General features: G+C 72.1%; 14 protein-coding genes and 1 pseudogene. 5 read left to right on the forward strand and 10 right to left on the reverse strand.

The genetic code is table 11. From position 1 onward, the window contains the following. Positions 1 to 12 precede the first annotated feature (12 nt). Together aroD and HGA03_RS13400 are read right to left on the reverse strand one after the other, a co-directional pair. Positions 13 to 783: a type I 3-dehydroquinate dehydratase gene (gene aroD, locus HGA03_RS13395; RefSeq protein ID WP_168630785.1), complete on the reverse strand. Its 771-nt coding sequence runs from the start codon at positions 781 to 783 to the stop codon at positions 13 to 15. After that, positions 783 to 1,676, reverse strand: a complete 894-nt coding sequence (locus tag HGA03_RS13400; protein WP_168630786.1) for a shikimate dehydrogenase — start codon at positions 1,674 to 1,676, stop codon at positions 783 to 785. Before HGA03_RS13400 ends, aroD begins: the two co-directional genes overlap by 1 nt. A gap of 124 nt (positions 1,677 to 1,800) precedes the next feature. Here HGA03_RS13400 and HGA03_RS13405 point away from each other — a divergent pair, with 124 nt between their 5' ends. Together HGA03_RS13405 and HGA03_RS13410 are read left to right on the forward strand one after the other, a co-directional pair. Further along, positions 1,801 to 2,454 (forward strand): TetR/AcrR family transcriptional regulator, encoded by a 654-nt coding sequence (locus HGA03_RS13405; RefSeq protein ID WP_168630787.1) that lies wholly within the window; start codon positions 1,801 to 1,803, stop codon positions 2,452 to 2,454. Between the two features lie 138 nt (positions 2,455 to 2,592). Then, positions 2,593 to 4,680, forward strand: coding sequence for an oxidoreductase (locus HGA03_RS13410; protein WP_203767683.1), 2,088 nt, complete (start codon positions 2,593 to 2,595; stop codon positions 4,678 to 4,680). Positions 4,681 to 4,725: 45 nt separating this feature from the next. On the opposite strand, the gene HGA03_RS13415 is transcribed toward HGA03_RS13410, so the two are convergent. The 8 genes from HGA03_RS13415 to HGA03_RS13450 form a co-directional block, all read right to left on the reverse strand. Beyond that, the gene (locus tag HGA03_RS13415; protein ID WP_168630788.1) at positions 4,726 to 5,682 is read right to left on the reverse strand and encodes an electron transfer flavoprotein subunit alpha/FixB family protein; all 957 of its coding nucleotides are present in this window, start codon (positions 5,680 to 5,682) and stop codon (positions 4,726 to 4,728) included. An 11-nt stretch (positions 5,683 to 5,693) separates the two neighbouring features. Continuing rightward, positions 5,694 to 6,434, reverse strand: coding sequence for an electron transfer flavoprotein subunit beta/FixA family protein (locus tag HGA03_RS13420; protein ID WP_168630789.1), 741 nt, complete (start codon positions 6,432 to 6,434; stop codon positions 5,694 to 5,696). A gap of 20 nt (positions 6,435 to 6,454) precedes the next feature. Beyond that, positions 6,455 to 8,056 carry an AMP-binding protein gene (locus HGA03_RS13425; RefSeq protein WP_168630790.1) on the reverse strand — a complete coding sequence of 534 codons (1,602 nt, stop codon included), beginning with the start codon at positions 8,054 to 8,056 and terminating at the stop codon, positions 6,455 to 6,457. Continuing rightward, complete coding sequence (locus HGA03_RS13430) at positions 8,056 to 8,358, reverse strand: ferredoxin family protein (protein ID WP_203767681.1); 303 nt, start codon at positions 8,356 to 8,358, stop codon at positions 8,056 to 8,058. The genes HGA03_RS13425 and HGA03_RS13430 overlap by 1 nt, the downstream gene beginning before the upstream one ends. Next, positions 8,355 to 9,638, reverse strand: coding sequence for an FAD-dependent oxidoreductase (locus HGA03_RS13435; RefSeq protein ID WP_168630791.1), 1,284 nt, complete (start codon positions 9,636 to 9,638; stop codon positions 8,355 to 8,357). The genes HGA03_RS13430 and HGA03_RS13435 overlap by 4 nt, the downstream gene beginning before the upstream one ends. Then, entirely contained in the window at positions 9,638 to 10,783 is a 1,146-nt protein-coding gene (locus HGA03_RS13440; RefSeq protein ID WP_168630792.1) for an acyl-CoA dehydrogenase family protein, read from the reverse strand. Before HGA03_RS13440 ends, HGA03_RS13435 begins: the two co-directional genes overlap by 1 nt. Before the next feature lie 2 nt (positions 10,784 to 10,785). Continuing rightward, entirely contained in the window at positions 10,786 to 12,021 is a 1,236-nt protein-coding gene (locus HGA03_RS13445) for a CaiB/BaiF CoA transferase family protein (protein ID WP_168630793.1), read from the reverse strand. Positions 12,022 to 12,090: 69 nt separating this feature from the next. Further along, positions 12,091 to 13,266, reverse strand: coding sequence for an acyl-CoA dehydrogenase family protein (locus HGA03_RS13450; RefSeq protein ID WP_168630794.1), 1,176 nt, complete (start codon positions 13,264 to 13,266; stop codon positions 12,091 to 12,093). A 327-nt stretch (positions 13,267 to 13,593) separates the two neighbouring features. Between HGA03_RS13450 and HGA03_RS13455 the strand changes: the two genes are divergently transcribed. From HGA03_RS13455 to HGA03_RS18490, 3 genes and pseudogenes are all read left to right on the forward strand, one after another. Further along, complete coding sequence (locus HGA03_RS13455) at positions 13,594 to 14,859, forward strand: MFS transporter (protein WP_168630795.1); 1,266 nt, start codon at positions 13,594 to 13,596, stop codon at positions 14,857 to 14,859. Positions 14,860 to 14,904: 45 nt separating this feature from the next. Further along, entirely contained in the window at positions 14,905 to 16,197 is a 1,293-nt protein-coding gene (shiA, locus tag HGA03_RS13460) for a shikimate transporter (protein ID WP_168630796.1), read from the forward strand. A gap of 421 nt (positions 16,198 to 16,618) precedes the next feature. Beyond that, a pseudogene (locus HGA03_RS18490) lies at positions 16,619 to 18,191 on the forward strand (hypothetical protein); the annotation flags it as partial.

Below are 18,191 nucleotides of genomic sequence, written 5' to 3' on the forward strand. Positions count from 1 at the left end.
TGTGTGTGCAGCTCAGTCCTGGTGCACCAGCGCCAGGGTCCGGCGCAGCGCGTCCACCTCGACCTGGCCGGGGGCGGAGGCCGCTCCCACGGTGCCGAAGGTCGCCGCGGAGCCGAAGACGCCACCGGCGAGCCGGGACACCACGCCGGTGCCGGCCATCGCCATCGTGATCAGCGGCTGGTCGACCCGGCGGCGGACCGCGAGGGTGGCGGACAGCAGGGTCAGCACGTCCTCCGGCGACCGCGGCATGACGGCGATCTTGAGCACGTCGGCGCCCTGCTCGGCCATCGCCAGCAACCGCCGCTCGATCTCCTCCCGGTCCGGGGTGCCGTCGAAGTCGTGGTTCGAGGCGACCACCGGGACACCGGCGTCGTGGGCGGCGGCGATCACCCGCGCCGCGGTGGCGTGCCGGAGTTCCACGTCCACCAGGTCGGCGATCCCGGCCTCCAGCAGTGCCCGGTAGACCACCAGGTACTCCTCGCCGGGCATCGGCAGCTCGCCGCCCTCGGCCCCGGTGCGGATGGTGGCCAGCAGCGGCAACCCGTCCAGCGCGGCGACCAGGGCCCGGCCGGCCTCGACCACGGCCGCCAGGTCGGAGCCGCCGGCCAGCAGGTGGTCCACCCGCCACTCGACCAGGTCGGGCCGGGCGGCGACCACCGGGGCGGCCTGGGCGACCAGTTCGGCGGGGGTGCGGGCGGTCAGCGGCACGATCACCGCGGGGGTGCCGGTGCCGAGGGTGACCCCGCGGACGGTGACCGGGCGGCGGGCGTCGAGGTCGGTCATCAGTCCTCCTGCGGTTCGCCGAACAGCTCGGCGCGGATCTGGTTCAGCGGCATCGGGGTGCCGGTCCACAGCTCGAAGGCCGCGGCGCCCTGGTGCAGCATCATGCCCAGGCCGTTCATGGTCCGGCACCCGGCCGCCTCGGCCTGTGCGAGGAACAGGGTACGGGCCGGGGAGTAGACCACGTCCGAGACGAACAGGTCGGGCCGCAGCACCTCGGGGTCGGGCAGCGGGGACAGGTCCTTGAGCGTGCCCATGCCGACGTTGGTGGCGTTGGCCAGCACGCTGGAGGCGGCGACGCAGGCCCGGAAGTCCTCGATGTCGTCCAGGTCGTGCAGCACGGCGGTGGCGGAGGTCTGCTCGGCGATGGTCTGCACCGTGTGCTCGGCCACCGGCCAGACCGCGTCCCGGCGGTTGAAGATGTCGATCCGCTCCACGCCGTCCAGGGCGGCCTGGATCGCGATGGCCGTGCCCGCGCCGCCGGCGCCGATCATGGTGATCCGCCGGCCGGCCGGGTCGATGCCGGCCTCGCGCAGCGCGGTCATGTAGCCGATCCCGTCGGTGACATGGCCGGTCAGGTGGCCGTCGTCGTTCACCACGGTGTTCACCGCGCCGACCATCCGGGCGGCGGGGGACAGGTCGTCCAGCAGCGGCAGGATTGCCATCTTGTTCGGCATCGAGACGTTCCAGCCCCGCACCCGCAGGGCGCGCAGCCCGGTGACCGCGTCGGCGAGCTGGTCGGTGTCCACCTCGAAGGCCAGGTAGGCGTAGTCGAGGTCCAGCTCGGCCAGCGCCAGGTTGTGCATCCGCGGGGACATGCTGTGCCGGATCGGGTAGGCGATCAGGCCGAGCAGCTCGGTGTGGCCGGTGATGGCGCGGATCGTTCCGTCGGGCATCGGGACTCCCTCGTCGTATTGGACGTACTCGGTAGTTCATTGTTGCGAGCCGAAGCTGCCCGAACCGGGTCGATGGTCCTGTCATGATGCTCGGGGCCGTCATCGGCCGGAGGGAGAGATGAGCATGGTGGCAGCAGAGCCGTCGGCACCGAGGACCCGCGACGCGGACCGGACCCGGCAGGAGATCCTCGGCGCGGCGATCGAGGAGTTCTCCGCCAAGGGGCTGCTCGGGGCCCGGGTGGACGCGATCGCGGAGCGGATCCACACCACCAAGCGGATGATCTACTACTACTTCGGCTCCAAGGAGGGCCTGTACCGGGCGGCGCTGGCGGAGTCCTACCGCGGCACCCGGGCGCAGGAGCAGGGGCTCGGGCTGAACGAGATGCCGCCGGAGCAGGCGCTGCGCGAGCTGGTGCGCTCCACCCTGTGCTACGACGCCACCCACGAGTCCTTCGTCCGGCTGGTGCTGTTCGAGAACCTGCACGGCGGCGAGGCGATCCGGCACCTGGACGACGAGGACCGCGAGGTCAACCAGGGCGCCCTGCTGATCCTGGACGACATCCTGGCCCGCGGCCGGGCCGAGGGGGTGTTCCGGGACGGGCCGGATGCGCCCTCCGCCCTGGACGTGCACCAGGTGATCAGCGCGCTGGCGTTCTTCCGCACCGCGAACCGGGCGACCTTCCGGGAACTGTTCGGCCGGGACATGCTCGGCGAGGAGACCCGGCGGCACGTGCGCGAGCTGGTCGAGGACACCGTGTTGCGCCTGGTGCGCTCGTGACGGCAATCACAAGACTCTGACCTGCACGGACGTCACCGCGCGGGACCTCGGACCCATCGACCTGCCTGCGGGACGCGCGATCTTACTAACTAACCAGATCGGTACTTAGCACCGCCGTCCGCACCGGGAGGACCCCCTGTGACCGTCGCGCCCTCTTCCCCCGTCGACCTCGCCGCGGCCGGGCTGCTGCCCGCACCGCTCGCCGTGCCGCTGCCGGACCGCGAGCCGGCCCCGCACGTCCCGCACCTGCTGTCACCGCTGACCGTGGGCACGATGACCCTGCGCAACCGGGTGGTCATGCCGCCGATGGGCTCCAACTTCGCCCTGCCGGACGGCACCGTCTCCGACACCCAGCTCGACTACTACGAGCAGCGCGCCCGGGGCGGCACCGGCCTGATCATCGTGGAGAACATCTGCGTCGCCTTCCCGGCCGGGTCGAATGGCACCACCCAGCTGCGGATCGACCACGACCGCTATCTGCCCCGGCTGTACGAACTGACCGAGCGGATCCACCGCTACGGCGCCAAGGCCGCGGTGCAGCTCAACCACGCCGGTGCCTCCGCCAACCCGGCCCGCACCGGCACGCCCGCGCTGTCCTCCTCCGCGGTGCCGTCCAAGCCCGGTGGACTCGCGCCGACCCCGATGACCGCCGAGCAGATCGCCGAGGTGCCCGGTCAGTACGCCGCCGCCGCGCTGCGCGCCAAGAAGGCCGGCTTCGACGCGGTGGAGGTGCACGCCGGGCACTCCTATCTGCTCTGCCAGTTCCTGTCCCCGCTGTACAACCGGCGCACCGACGAGTACGGCGGCAGCCCGGCCAACCGGGCCCGGCTGGTGCGCGAGGTGCTGGACGCGATCCGGGCGGCGGTCGGCCCGCGGTTCCCGGTCGCGATCCGGATCAGCGCGGACGAGCTGGTCGCCGGGGGCAACACCCTGGACGACTCGGTGGAGCTGATGCGATTCCTGGCCGACGCGGTGGACCTGATCGATGTCTCCGCCGCACTGTCCGGCAACCTGCAGTACCAGATCGACCGGATGGACCTGCCGGACGGCTGGCGGTCCGGGATGGCCCGCCGGTTCCGGGAGGAGTTCGGCACGCCGACCATCGTGTCCGGCAACATCCGCGACCCGCGGGTCGCCGAGCGGATCATCGCGGACGGGGACAGCGACCTGGTCGCCCTCGGCCGCGGGCTGATCGCCGACCCGTGGTGGGTGCGCAAGGTCGCCACCGGCTGCGCGGACCGGATCCTGGACTGCATCTCCTGCAACATCGGCTGCGCGGACAACCGGATCCGGCTGGACCGGCCGATCCGGTGCACGGTGAACCCGGACATCATCGGGCACGAGGACTACCTGCGCCGCCGGGTGGACCGGCCGACCCGGGTGGTCGTGGTCGGCGGCGGGGTCGGTGGCCTGGAGGCCGCGTGCACCGCGGCCGAGGTCGGCTGCCAGGTGATCCTGCTCGAGGCCCGGGACGTGGTCGGCGGGATGGTCGGTGAGGCGGTGCGGCTGCCCGCCAAGCGCCGGATCGCTGCCTTCCTCAACCACCTGGTGCGCCGCGCGGCCCGGAGCCGGGTGGAGATCCGCACCAACACCCCCGCCACAGTGGACCTGGTCCGGTCGCTGCAGCCGGACGTGGTGGTGAACGCCACCGGTTCCCAGCCGGTGCTCCCGCCGGTCCCCGGGCTGCGCGAGCGGGTGGATGTGCCCGGCACGCAGGTGTTCTCGATCCTGGGCGCCACCGCCGGGGTGGACGAGCTGGACCGGCTGGCGGGGCGGCCGGTGGTGGTGATCGGTGGCGGCGCGGTGGGCCTGGACGTGGTGGAGGCCTGCGTCGCCGTGGGCGCCCGGGTCACGCTGGTCGAACGGCTGGACCGGGTGGCCGGCGACCTGGACGTGATCACCGCGCTGCAGATGCACGAGATGCTGGACCGGCACGGGGTCGAGGTGCTGACCGGCACCACGCTGACCGAGGTCGGCGACGGCTGGGTGGACGTGACCGACCCGGAGGGCACCCCCCGGCGGCTGACCGGCGACGCCACCTACATCTGCCTGGGCATGCGCGGGGACCGGGGCAGCTATCCGGGCCTGGCGGCGGCGTTCGCCGGCACCGGGGTGGATGTGCTGGACATCGGCGACTCGGCCGGCGGCGGCAAGATCATCGACGCCACCCGCGGCGGCCGGGACGTGCTGCTCACCCTGACCGAGCGCGGCGTTCTGCCGGCATGAGCGAGGGCCCCCACCCCGGTCCGGGGTGGGGGCCCTCCTCTGCGATCAGGACCGGGCGCGTACCGCCGCGGTGATCGCCGGGACCAGCTCGAACAGGTCCCCGACCACCCCGAAGTCCGCCACGGTGAAGATCGGCGCCTGCGGGTCCTTGTTGATCGCCACCACCGTGCGCGACCCGGACATCCCGGCCAGGTGCTGGCTGGCGCCGGAGATGCCACAGGCCAGGTACAGGTCCGGGGCGACCTTCTTGCCCGAGATGCCGACCTCCAGCTCCACCGGCACCCAGCCGGAGTCCGCCGGCGGGCGGGAGGAGGCGACCGCGGCGGTCGGCCCCAGGGCGGTGGCCAGTTCCCGCAGCACGTCGAAGCCCTCCGGGCCGCCCATCGCCCGGCCACCGGAGACCACGATCCGGGCGTCCTCCAGCGCGGCGGCGTCCCCGGCGGTGGGCAGGAACTCCACCAGGGTGGTGCGGGCCGGGCGCTCCGGTGCCGGGTGCGCGGTGACCGTGGCGGCCGGGCCGTCCTCGGCGGGCGCGGGCAGGCCCCCGGTGCGCACGGTCAGCAGCGGTAGGCCGCCGTTCACCTGGCAGTGCACCAGCCGGGTGCCGCCGTAGCCGCTCTTCGTTCCGGTGACCACCCCGTCGGCGACCTGTACCGCGGTGACCTCGGTGATCACCCCGGTGTCCAGGATCGCGGCCAGCCGGCCCAGCGCCTCGGCGCCGACCGTGTTCGCCGGGGCCAGCACGGCCACCGGGGCGTCCTCGGCCACCAGCGCGGCCAGGGCGGCGGCGACCAGCTCCGGGTCCCGGCCGTCCGCGGGCACGTGGTGCACGGTGCTCGCTCCGGCCGCACCGGCGCGCTCGGCGACGGTGCCCGGCTCGGCGGCGACCAGGACCGCCTCGACCGGAGTGCCGGTCCGGCCGGCCTCGGCGATCAGGGCCAGGGCGGCGTCGGTGGGGACGGCGTCCCGGGTCTCGACCAGGACCCACAGTGCGTTGCTCATCGTCTGTCTCCTCACAGCACGCCAGCGCCGACCAGCGCGGCGACCAGCTTCTCGGCGGTGTCCTGGGCGGTGTCCCCGGCGATCACGGTGCCGGGCTCGCGGACCGGGGGCTCGGTGACGTCGACCACCACGGTGTGCGGCGCAGGCGTCACGCCGAGGTCGGCGAGCCCGATCACGTCGAAGCGCGCCTTGTTCGCGGCGAGCTTGCTCTTCACCGACGGGTACCGCGGGGTGTTGACGTGCTCGTCCACGGTGACCAGGCCGGGCAGCGGCAGCCGGACCCGCTCCTGGCCGTCGTCGACCACCCGGGTGCACAGCAGGGCGCCGTCCTCGGCGTCCAGGGCGGTGACCGCGGTGACGGCGGGCAGGCCGAGCAGCTCGGCGACCATCGCCGGGACCACCGGGGTCCCGCCGTCGTAGGAACGTGCGCCGGCCAGCACCAGATCCACCCCGTCCATACGCCGGACCGCGGCGGCCAGCAGCCGGGCGATGGTCAGGCCGTCCGCAGCGGACAGCCCCTCGTCGTCCACCCGGATCCCGGCGTGCGCGCCGACGCTGATGCACTCCTTGAGCGTGCTGGTCGCGGCGGCCGGGCCGAGCGTGATCACGGTGACCGTGCCACCGGCGGCCTCGGTGAGCTGCACCGCGGCCTCCACGGCGTTCCGGCCCACCGGGTCGGTGATCCGGGCCGCGGTGGCCGGGTCCGCGGCCGGGTCCTCCGGGACCTGCTTGACCAGGACTGCGATGTTCATCTCCGACTTCCTTCCTCGGGTCAGCGCGCCGCGACCGGCGGCGCGCAGGGGTCCACCAGGGCCGCGGCACGTGCACGCAGCACGTCCTTGCGGACCTTGCCCGCGGGTGACAGCGGCAGGGCGCCGACCACCTCCACCCGGGCGGGGATCTTGTACTTCGCCAGGCCGCGGCACAGGAACTCGCGCCGCAGCCCGGCCAGGTCCGGGGCGGCGACGCCCGGATCACAGACCAGGAAGGCGCAGACGCACTCGCCCAGCCGCCGGTCCGGCATCGCCACCACGGCGGCCTCCCGCACCCCGGGCAGCTCGCGCAGCACCTGTTCGATCTCGGCGGCGGAGATGTTCTCCCCGCCGCGGATGATCACGTCCTTGCGCCGGCCGACGATCCGCAGAAAGCCGTCCTCGTCCAGCCGGCCCAGGTCGCCGGAGTAGTACCAGCCGTCCTGGTCCAGGACGGCGGCGGTCAGCTCCGGTTCGCCCAGGTAGCCGCGGAACACCTGCGGGCCGCGGGAGGCCTCCTCGCCGACCTCGCCCACCGGCAGCGTCTGGTGGGTCTGCGGGTCGACGATCCGGATCTCCACCCCCTCGACCGGGCGGCCGTCGGTGGTCAGCACCCGTTCCAGGTCGTCGCGCGGGGTGGTCAGGGTGTGCGGGGCGCTCTCGGTGGAGCCGTAGACGCTGAGCAGCCGGACGCCGTGGTCCAGTGCACGCCGGGCCAGAGCACGGGGGACCGGCGACCCGCCGCAGCCCAGGAAGCGCAGGCTGTCCGGCATCCCGTCCGTGCTGGGGTCCAGCTCGCAGGCGTCCAGCAGGCAGGTCACCACGCTGGCGGCGGCCATCCCGCAGGTGGCGCGCTCGGCCCGGATCATCGCCAGGCTGTCCGGGCCGGAGGGCACGTCCAGCAGCAGGCTGGTGCCGCCGATCAGGTACGGCAGGGTCAGCCCGTGCAGGTACCCGGTGGCGTGGCCCAGCGGGGCGGGCATGAACACCCGGTCGTCGTGGCCGAGTTCCAGGGCCGCGGCGAAGGCCAGCTCGCCGGAGAGCACGTTGCGGTGCGAGAGCAGGGCGCCCTTGGGCCGGGCCTCGCTGCCGGAGGTGAACAGCACGGTGGCGATGTCGTCGCCGCGCCCGGGGGTGCGCCACGGGTCGGCCAGCGGGTCGATGTCCGCCAGCTCGTCCAGCGTCGGCGCGCCCTGCGCCCGCTCGCCCTCGTGCTCGACCACGGCGACCGCCACCGGGTGGTCCTGCTCGGCGGCCAGCCGCAGCGCGACCCCCTGGTAGGACGTACACCGGAACCGGGTGGGCACGATCAGCGCCCTGCTGCGGCAGGTGGCCAGCACCCAGCGCAGCTCGGCCTCCCGGTAGGCGGTCAGCACCGGGTTCACCACCGCGCCGATCCGCAGGCAGGCCGCGTTGACACAGGTGAACTCGGCCCAGTTCGGCAGCTGGACGGAGACCACGTCCCCGGCCCGCACCCCGCGGGCGTGCAGCCAGGTGGCGATCCGGGCGGCCCGGTCGTCGGCCTCGGCGTAGGTCAGCCGGGTGCCCCGGGAGTCCACCACCGCCGGGTGGTCCGGGTGCTGGGCGACAGCGGCCCGCCAGCGGTCGTCCAGCGAGGTCATCAGCCCTGCCGGAAGTCCACCCCGGCGCCGTTGGCCGGGTAGTTCCAGGAGTAGCCCTCGGCGCCGGTGAACAGGCGCTCGCAGACCAGGCGGCAGTTGCCGCACTCCAGACAGCCCACGTGGTCGAAGGTCATCACCTGGGCCGCCTCGTCCCAGACGTAGCGCTGGGCGGGGCAGCTGGTGGCGCAGGCCCGGTCCGAGGGACAGGTCCGGCAGGCGACCGGGTCGATCACGATGTGCGGGTGGTGCTCGTCGGTGGCGAAGGTGGTGCTGGCCAGCAGTGCGTCGATGCCGGTGCTCACAGTGTCCGGACTCCCTTCAGCAGGGTGCGGGCGGTCCGCACCGGCTTCTTCAGCTGCCGGGCGGCGCGCCACAGGGTGCTGCCGACCGGGGTGAGCGGCTCGGGGCCCTGGTGGTAGAGCGCGGCCATCGTGTCGACGGCGAGCTGCGGGTAGACGGTGAACAGGTCGGTGGTGGCGTTCATCCAGTCGTGCGCGCCGCGGGTGGCCCGGAAGTCGCGCAGCAGGCCCTGCTCCAGCCGGGTGCCGTAGCCGGCCAGTGCCTCGCGGGTGGGCGCACCGTCACCGGCCTCGATCAGGGTGTCCGCGGCGGCGATCCCGCTCATCACGGCGTAGTCCATCCCGCGGATCGTGAAGCCCCGGTTCAGGCACAGCCCGGCCGCGTCGCCGCAGACCAGCCACCCGTCGCCGGAGAACGCGGGCAGCGTGTCGTAGCCGCCCTCGTAGACCAGGTGCGCGCCGTACTCGACCAGCTCGCCGCCCTCGACGTACCGGGCCAGCGCCGGGTGCTCCCGCAGCGCCTGCGCGGTCTCGACGATCGGCCGCCCGGAGGCCTTCCAGCCCGCCGAGTCCAGCACCAGCCCGAGCGAGACCGAGTCGGTGTTGCTGTAGCAGAACACCCCGCCGAACACCCCGTGCGTCACCGCGCCCATCCCGAGCAGTGCCGCACCCTCACCGGGCCGGACGCCGAAGATCCGGTCCACCTCGGCCGAGGAGCCGAACCGGTAGACGAACTTGGCGCCCACCGCGACCGCGTGCGGGTCGAGCCGGCGGATCAGCCCGGCGCGTTCCAGCAGCAGCGGGTTGATCCCCTCGCAGTCGATCACCACGTGGGCCTCGAGCTCGTCCTCCCCGGCCCGGACCCCGCACACCCGGCCGTCCCGCACGATCAGCGACTCGACGGTGGTGCCGGTGATCAGCATCGCCCCGGCCTCCTCCGCCTGGGCGGCCAGCCACTCCAGCAGCGGGGTGGCCAGCACGGTGTACGACTCCTGCGCCGAGCTGGTCAGGGTGGACTCGACCGTGACCGCGTCGGTCTCGGTCAGCATCGCCAGCAGCTCGCGCTTGACCTCGCGCTGCACCGGCGCCTCCTGCCACCGGTCGCCGAGCAGCTCGCGCAGCGCGTAGGAGTAGATCCGCCCGCCGGTCAGGTTCTTGGACCCGCAGGTCGGCCCGCGCTCGATCACCAGCACCGAACGCCCGGCGGTGGCGAGCCGGTACGCGGCGGCCAGGCCGGCGAACCCGCCGCCGACGATGATCGCGTCGAAGACGTCCTCGTCCATCAGACCGCGTACTCGCGCTCGAGGGCCTTGCCGATCACCAGGGCCTGGATCTCGTTGGTGCCCTCCATGATCTGGAAGACCTTGGCGTCCCGGAAGATCTTCTCCACCGGGTACTCCTTGGTGTAGCCGTTGCCGCCGAACACCTGGACCGCCTTGGAGGCCACGTCCTGCAGCATGTCGGTGACCAGCATCTTGGTGATCGCGCCCTCCTTGGCCACCGGCAGACCGGCGTCCATCAGCCGCATGGTGTTGTTCACCAGGCAGCGGGCGGCCTCGGTCTGGGCGGCCATGTCGGCCAGCAGCTTCTGCACCAGCTGGAAGTGGATGATCGGCTCGCCGAACTGCCGCCGCTCCGAGGCGTAGCGCACCGCCTCGTCCAGGGCGCGCTGCATCATGCCGACGCAGATGGTGGCCATGAACGCCCGGGACAGGTTCAGCCCGGTCATGCAGATCTTGAAGCCGCCGCCCGGTTCGCCGACCAGGTGGTCCGCCGGCACCCGCACCTCGTCGAAGACCACGTCACAGGTGTTGGAGGTGCGCAGCCCGCACTTGTCCTCGTGGTGGCCCCAGGACACCCCGGGCCGGTCGGTCTCGACGATGAAGCAGGAGATGCCGCGGTGACCGGCGTCGGGGTCGGTCTTGGCCAGCACCGCGTACACCTTCGAGATGCCGCCGTTGGTGATCCAGGTCTTGGTGCCGTTCAGCACCCACTCGTCGCCGTCGCGCACCGCGGTGGTCCGGATCGCGGCAGCGTCGGAGCCCGCACCCGGCTCGGAGAGCACGAAGGCGCCCAGCCCACCGGGGGCGACCAGGTCGGCGAACAGCTTCGCCTGCTCCGGAGTGCCGGCCAGGATCACGTTGCGCAGCGCCACGAAGGTGGACACCAGGGTGATCGCGTAGCCCGCGTCCACCTTGCCGAGCTCCTCGAACACCATCGCGGTGGTCTCGAAGTCCAGGCCGCCACCGCCGAACTCCTCCGGGATCTCCAGCATGTGCAGGCCCATCTCGAAGGCCGAGTCGTAGAAGTCGGCCGGGCACTCGCCGGCGCGGTCGCAGTCGGCGATCTTCGGCTGGATCTCCTTGGTGACGAACTCGCGCACCATCGCGATGAGTTCGGACTGCTCCTCGGTGTAGATCAGTGCCACGGTCAGTGCTCCTCGGGGGTCGGGGTGGTGGGGCCGTCGACGGCGCCCTCGGACCGCAGCGCCGCGATCCGGTCGGGGGAGTAGCCGAGTTCGGCCAGGACGGCGTCGGTGTCGGCGCCCTGCGGACGGGACAGCCGCAGCTCCGGCTCGCCCTGCCCGGCGAACCGCACCGGGTTGGTGGGCAGCAGCCGCTCGGCGCCGTTGGGGTAGGTGACGGTGCGCAGCACGTCGTTGGCCTGCGCCTGCGGGTCCTCGTACAGGTCGGTGGGCAGCTGGCACTTGGCCAGCGGCACGTCGTGGTCGCCGAACAGCTCCAGCCACTCCGCGGCGGGCCGGGTGGCGAAGGCGGCGTCCAGCAGGTCGACCACCTCGGCGTTGCGCCCGGCTTCGTTCACCGCGGTGCACACGCCCAGCACCGGGTCGCCGGCCACGTCCTCGCGGCCGACCAGGCGCATCACCAGGTCGAAGTCCCGGTCGTACTCCGGTGCGCACAGCGCCATCAGGCCGCCGTCCGAGCCGTAGTAGGTGTTGTTGAACGGGTTGATCACCTCGCGGCGATCCTTGGGGTAGGCGTTGCCGTACTGGGCGGCGATCATCGCCTGGTTCAGCATGAAGACGCCGGAGTGCAGCAGCGAGGCGGTGACGTAGTCGCCCTGGCCGGTGCGGTCGCGCTGGTGCACCGCGGCCAGGATCCCGGCGGCCAGCACGAAGGAGACCTGGAAGTCGCCGAAGCCGGAGGGCGGCAGCATCGGGGAGGACCCCCGGTTGGCCGTGGTGGCCAGCACCCCGCCGCGGGACATGTAGGTGGTCATGTCGAAGCCCGCCGCGTCCTTCAACGGGCCCTCGGCGCCGAAGCCGAGCACCTGCGCCATCACCAGCCGCGGGAACCGCCGGTGCAGGGTGTCGAAGTCGTAACCCAGCTTGACCAGCGACTTCACCCGGGTGCTGGTGACGAAGACGTCGGCGTCCGCCAGCAGCCGGTCCATCACCTCCCGGCCGCCCTCGGTGCGCAGGTCGACGGTGACGAAGCGCTTGTTCATGTTGGACATGTCGAAGCCGGGGTTCTCGTCGTCGGTGCACGGCGTGCCGAAGACGGTGCCCTGGGTGCGACCGGGGTCGCCGCGGGGCGGTTCGACCTTGATCACGTCCGCGCCCCACTCGCCGAGGATGCGCTGGGTGGTGGGTGCGGCAAGGAAGGCGGTCATGTCGATGACCCGGAGGCCGGCCAACGGCTGCATCTCGATGCTCCGATCGTGGGGGTGGAACCGCCGGTCCGGACCGAGCCGATGGCCCGGACCGGCGGGGGATCAGAAGGTGTCGCCGCCGTTGGCGATCAGCCCGCGCGCCGCGGTGATCCGCTGCACGGTGGGCGGGCCCTCCTCCAGCCACATGGCGCGGCAGTCGCGGTACAGCCGCTCCACCGGGCCGTACTCGCAGTTCTCGAAGTAGCCGATGCCGCCGAGGATCTCGAGCATGTTGTCCGAGACCAGCTTCACGGTCCGGATCGAGAACAGCTTGCACATCGCGGCGAAGGTGTCCGCCTCCTCGCCCCGGTCGTAGCGGTCGGCGGTGTCGTGCACCATCTGGCGCAGCGCGTAGATGTGCGTGCCGGACTCGGCGATCATGTGCTGGATCTCCTGGCGGGAGGCCAGCACCTTGCCGAAGGTGACCCGGTCCTTGGCCCGGGCGATCGAGATCTCCAGCATCCGCTGGGCCATGCCGAGGTTGGAGTCGGCGATGTGGGCCCGGGACAGCCCGAGCGAGAACATCGCGACGTGGTAGCCCTCGCCGACCTCGCCGAGCCGGTACTTGTCCGGCACCCGGCAGTCGGTGAACCGCAGGCCGGCGTGACCGGCACCGCGGCAGCCCATCATGTGCTCCATCTCGACGATCTCGTACCCGGGGGTGTCCACCGGGACGAAGAACGCGGTCAGCCGGTGGTCCTTGTCGGCGGCCGGGTCGGTGAGCGTGATCAGGTAGGTGCCGTCCGAGCAGTCGGTGTGGGAGATCAGGGTCTTCTCCCCGTTGATCACCCAGTCGTCGCCGTCGCGGACCGCGGAGGTCTTGATGTCGGCGCCGGAGCCGGCCTCGGCCTCGGTCAGCGCGAAGTTGATGTAGAGCGTCTTGTCCGCGAACCGGGGCATCGCCCAGGTCTTGAGCTCCTCCTGGCCGAAGTCGTCCATGATCCGCCAGTTCAGGCCGGCCGCGTGGTGCAGGTGCATCCGCATGCCGCCCGGGCCGCGGGAGAACTCCTCCTGGACCTGGAAGATCTGCTTGGTGCTCAGGCCCCAGCCGCCGTACTGCTCGGGCAGATAGAACCGGTACAGGTTGTGCTTGCGGGACAGCTCGAAGAACTCGGGCGGGAAGACGTTGGTCTTCTCGATCTCGTTCTGCATCTCATCGAAGGGGCCCTGGGCGAGTTCGCGGATCTCGGCGAGGTAGCTCTGGAACTCCTCGTCGGTCTCCGGCTTGTGGTCGAGCACGGGGGTACCTGCCTCCTGATCGGGGTGCACGACCGCGGACGGGAGCGACGTCGCTGTCGTACTCACTGGTTCGTACAAACTCAGAAGCAGACTGTCAGCGCTGCTGGTCAGCGGCGAGGGACCATCGTCCCGACTCCCCGGATTCCGCCCGGGTGAAGCGCGGAATCACCGGGGTATTCGGCCGCCGGAAACTCGGGACTTCGGTCCCTTCGTGAAGATCGTCACAAGGAGCACCATGTACTACCGGGTGAGTACCTGCGGCTCAGAGGAGCGCTGCGCGCGTGAGGTGACCCCAGCCCCCCGTCTGCTCCCCTGGAAAGGTTCGCCATGAAGAACCGCTACGCACCGACCGCGGGGTCGGTGTACCTGTACTTCTTCCTCTACGGCATGGCCGTGATCATCCTGTCCCAGAACTCCTCGCACCTGCAGGAGCAGTGGAACTGCACCGAGGGCAACGTCCTGATGGCGCTGTCCGGTATCGGGATCGGCAAGATCATCGGCCCGTCCTTCGCCGGGTTCCTCTCCGACCGCATCGGCCGCCGGTTCATGGTGTTGAGCTCGCTGGCGATGTACATCGTGTTCATGCTCGGCGTCGTGGTCAGCCCGACCTGGCAGGTGGGCTTCGCGCTCGCGATCTGGTTCGGCCTGGCCAACGCCGTGATGGACACCGGGACCTACCCGACCCTGATGGAGGCGTTCCCGCGCACCGCGGGCTCGGCCAACATGCTGGTCAAGGCCGCGATCGCCGCCGGCCAGTTCGCCCTGCCGCTGATCATCAACGCGATGGCCAACGCCAACGCCAACTGGAAGATCCTGTTCATCGCCGGCGCGATCCTGCTCGCAGTGATCTTCCTGATCATGCTCAAGGTGCCCTTCCCGGACTACAAGGCGCTCGCCGCCGAACAGAAGGCCGCGATCGACGCCAACGCCGCCACCGAGGAGGGGGCCACCGGCGCCCGGATCGGCATGGAGGGCGTCGCCCTGGTGCTGTTCGGCTTCACTGCCACCGCCATGTTCTGGCTCGCCCAGAACTCGCTGCCCGCCATCGGCCAGTACATGGCCGACATGAGCGAGGACGCCGGCCGCGGGCTGATCTCCTGGTACTCGATCGGCTCCTTCGCCGGGGTGTTCATCACCGCCTCGCTGGTGGCCCGCAAGTTCCGGCCGGTCACCTTCCTGGTGGTCAACCCGGTCGCCTCCGCCGTCGCCTACCTGCTGATGGTGCTGATCCCGAACTCCACCCTGTACCCGGTGCTCGCGTTCGTGATCGGTTACTTCGCCGCCGGTGGCCTGTTCCAGCTCACCGTCGTGGTGCTCGCCGAGTTCTTCCCGGTCCGCAAGGGCGTGGTCACCTCGATGATCGGACTCGCCTCCGGTCTGGCCGCCTTCGTCCTGCCCTACGTGTCCGGGTGGCTGGTCGACTCGGCCGCCGACAAGGCCGGTGGCTACACCAACGTGACCTGGGTCGGCCTCGGGGTCTGCCTGGCCTCCGTGGTGCTCGGCCTGTTCGTGCTGGCCCGGCACCGCAAGGTGTTCGTCCGTACCGTGGCAGCCGCCGACGCGGAGAAGGCCGCGCGGTCCGCCACCGCCTGACCCGTTCCGCTCGCCCCCACCCCCTGCCGCCCGAGGAGTCCCGCGATGCCCGCCGAAGTCGTGGAAGGTCTGCCCGCCGATGTCACCCCGCGGCAGGCCCGCCGTGCCGCCACCAGCTCCTTCGTCGGAGCCGTGATCGAGTGGTACGACTTCCTGATCTTCGGCCTGACCGCGGCGACCGTGTTCAACACGCAGTTCTACGCCTTCGACACGCCGACCATGAACCTGCTGGCGTCCTTCGCGACGCTCGGCATCGGGTTCCTGTTCCGGCCGCTGGGCGGACTGGTCTTCGGGCGGATGGGGGACCGGGTCGGGCAGAAGCAGGTGCTGATCGTCACCATGACCCTGATGGGGATCTGCACCGGCCTGGTCGGCTGCCTGCCCACCTTCGCCCAGGTCGGGTGGTGGTCGCCGATCCTGCTGACCGTGCTGCGCTCGGTGCAGGGCTTCGCGGTGGGCGGTGAGTGGGGCGGGGCAGCCCTGCTCGCCGTCCGCCACGCCCCGTCCGGGCGGCGCGCGTTCTACTCCTGCGGCGTCCAGCTCGGCTACGCGGTCGGCCTGGTCGCCGCCTCCGGCGCGGTCAGCGGGATGAGCTCGCTGACCGGCGACCACTTCGAGAGCTGGGGCTGGCGGGTGCCGTTCTGGTTCTCGCTGCCGCTGATCGCGGTCGGGCTGTGGATCCGGTCCGGCGTGATCGAGAAGCCCAAGGACCCGGCGACCGGCCAGGCCCGGCGCGGTTCGGTGCTGGTCGCGATCCGGCAGTCGCCCAAGGCGTTCCTGGAGATCATCGGCCTGCGGCTGGTCGAGCTGCTGACCATGTACATCGTCACCACCTTCGCGGTCGCCTACGGCGTGTCCCACCTGGGGATGCCACGCGAGCAGATGGTGGACGTGGCACTGATCGTCGGCGCGCTCGGCCTGATCTCGATCCCGACCTTCGCGTACCTGTCCGACCGGTTCGGCTGGCGGCGGATCTATGTGATCGGCGCACTGATCGGTGCCGCGGGCGCGTTCCCGTTCTTCTTCGCGATGGAGTCCGGCAGCTTCCTGCTGGTCGTCGTGGTCGCGATCGTCCTGATCAACATCGCCCACGACATGGCGGTGTCGGTGCAGCAGCCGCTGATCACTCAGATGTTCGGCGCCGAGCACCAGAACACCGGCGCCGGGGTCGGCTACCAGGTGGCCTCCGCGATCGCCGGCGGGTTCACCCCGTTCCTGGCCACCGCCATGCTGGCCTGGGCCGACGACCAGTGGTGGCCGGTGGCGACCTACCTGCTGGTCGGCTGCCTGGTCTCGGCGGCGGTGGCGGCGTTCGCGGTGCGGGGGTCGAAGGGCTGAGCGCCTGAGGTCCGCGCGCCGGGTGGCGACCCGGGTGGAGTGAGCGGGGTGCTGACCGTAGTGTGCGCCGACCGGGGCGAGCCGACCGCGGCGCGCAGGTCGGGGCGTGCAGACCGCGGCGGGCCAGCCGCAGTGAGCCGGCCGCGGCAGGTCGGCTGCGGTGAGGTGACCGCGGCAGGTCGGCCGCAGTGAGCTGGCCGCGGCGGGCCGATGGGAAGGCGGCGGGACTGCGATCGAGGTGGCTGGCGGTCGCCTGGACCGGCCCTGACGCACCCCCAATTGCTCCTCGGGACCGGGGCTATGGACGGGAACTCGGCACGGGCGCAGACCAGGCAGGCCGCAAGGTCGGCCCTCCGGCCCGCCGGTTCGAGGGTTCGCGGGTTGGCGGGGGAGTGTCAGTGGTGGGGTCTAGTGTCGTGACATGGGACCTGACCTGCGCGAACACGACCCGGACACCACGTCCGGCGTGGTCGGGTTGCCCGGGTCCGCGATGGTGGCCGCCGAGCCCGATCAAGCCGTATGGGACCTGCTACTCGCCCCACCCACCCCACCCCAGGACGCCCCGGAGCGTGGCGATGGTGTGACCGCGTGGGCGCGCAAACTCGCCACCGTGGCCCCCGGCCCGTCGCTGGCGACCCTGCTCGACACCGTCCCGGCGGACTCGTTGACCGACGACGAAGCGGTCGAGATGGTCGCCGCCGCCCGCCGCATGGCCGCCTGGGCGGACGCCAAGGCCGCCGCGTGGGCCGCGACCCTCGCTCACCGGGACTCGATGCGCCCGACCGGGTCACCCAGCACCCGGATGCAGGACGGGTGCCTGGCCGCCGACGAGCTCGCGATGCGGTTGGCCGAATCCAGACAGACCAGCGCGGCGCTGGTGGCCTCGGGGGTGGCGTTCGAAGGGATCCTGCACCCGGTGGGTGAGGCGCTGGCGGGCGGGCAGGTCGATGCCCGCCGGGCCCGGGTCCTGGTCGACCGGCTGCACGGCATGGACGCCGAAGTCATGATCGAAGTCCAAGAACGCGTGCTGCCCGAGGCCGGGCGGCGCACGGTGACCCAACTACGCCGGGACGTGGACCGGGTGTTGGTCGAGGTCGGTGGGGCCTACGCGGCCGACGAACACCGCCGTGCCCGCCGCACCCGCCGCGTCACTCACCCGATGCTGCTCGCCGACGGGATGGCCGGGATGTGGTGGGTGCTACCCGCCGTGGACGCCGCGCGGGTCGATGGGCTGCTGGACACCGCGGCCCGCACCGCCCGCACCGCAGGCGACCCCCGCACCCTGGACCAACTACGCGCCGACGGGCTGCGTGACCTGGTCCTGGGACCACCACCCTGGACCGCCGACCTCGACAACCCGGTCGGCCGGGCGACCCGGCCCGGACCCGACAGCGCGCACACGGTCGAGAGCAGGAACCCGGCCACGGGTACGAGCAGCACGCGTGCGAGCTCCGCGGACTATTGCCCCACCCGAAGCGACGCCTTCGGCATGACCGGCACCCACGGCACCGACAACCCGCCAGGTTGCGCGCATGCCCTGGTCGGCACCCGCGACACCGGCGACCCCCACACCACGGACGCCGACGTGGCCGCGGGCCCCGGCGGGCGCGTGGTGAGCGGCACCGAGGACGCCAGCGCGCCCGGGAGCGGTACTGGTGCGGTGGTGGCCATGGGCACGGGTTCCGATGCGGGCACCGGCACCCAGGACGCGGGTGGGCCCACCCACCGACCGGCCAGCACGGGTACCTGTACCCGCCCGCACGGTGCGACCACCGTGCACGTCACCGTCGCGTTGACCACCCTGCTCGGGCTGGACGAACGCCCCGGCGACCTGCACGGCATCGGACCAGTGGACGCCGACCAAGCCCGCCAGGCCGCGTTCGCTGCCGGGGCGACCTGGCGGCGGCTGGTCACCGACCCCCAGACCGGGGCCGTCCTGGACGTCGGGCGGCGCCGCTACCGGCCACCAGACCCCCTGGCCGCCCACGTGCGAG

It is taken from the genome of Cellulomonas denverensis (assembly GCF_012396125.1).
Classification (GTDB): Bacteria; Actinomycetota; Actinomycetes; order Actinomycetales; family Cellulomonadaceae; genus Cellulomonas; species Cellulomonas denverensis.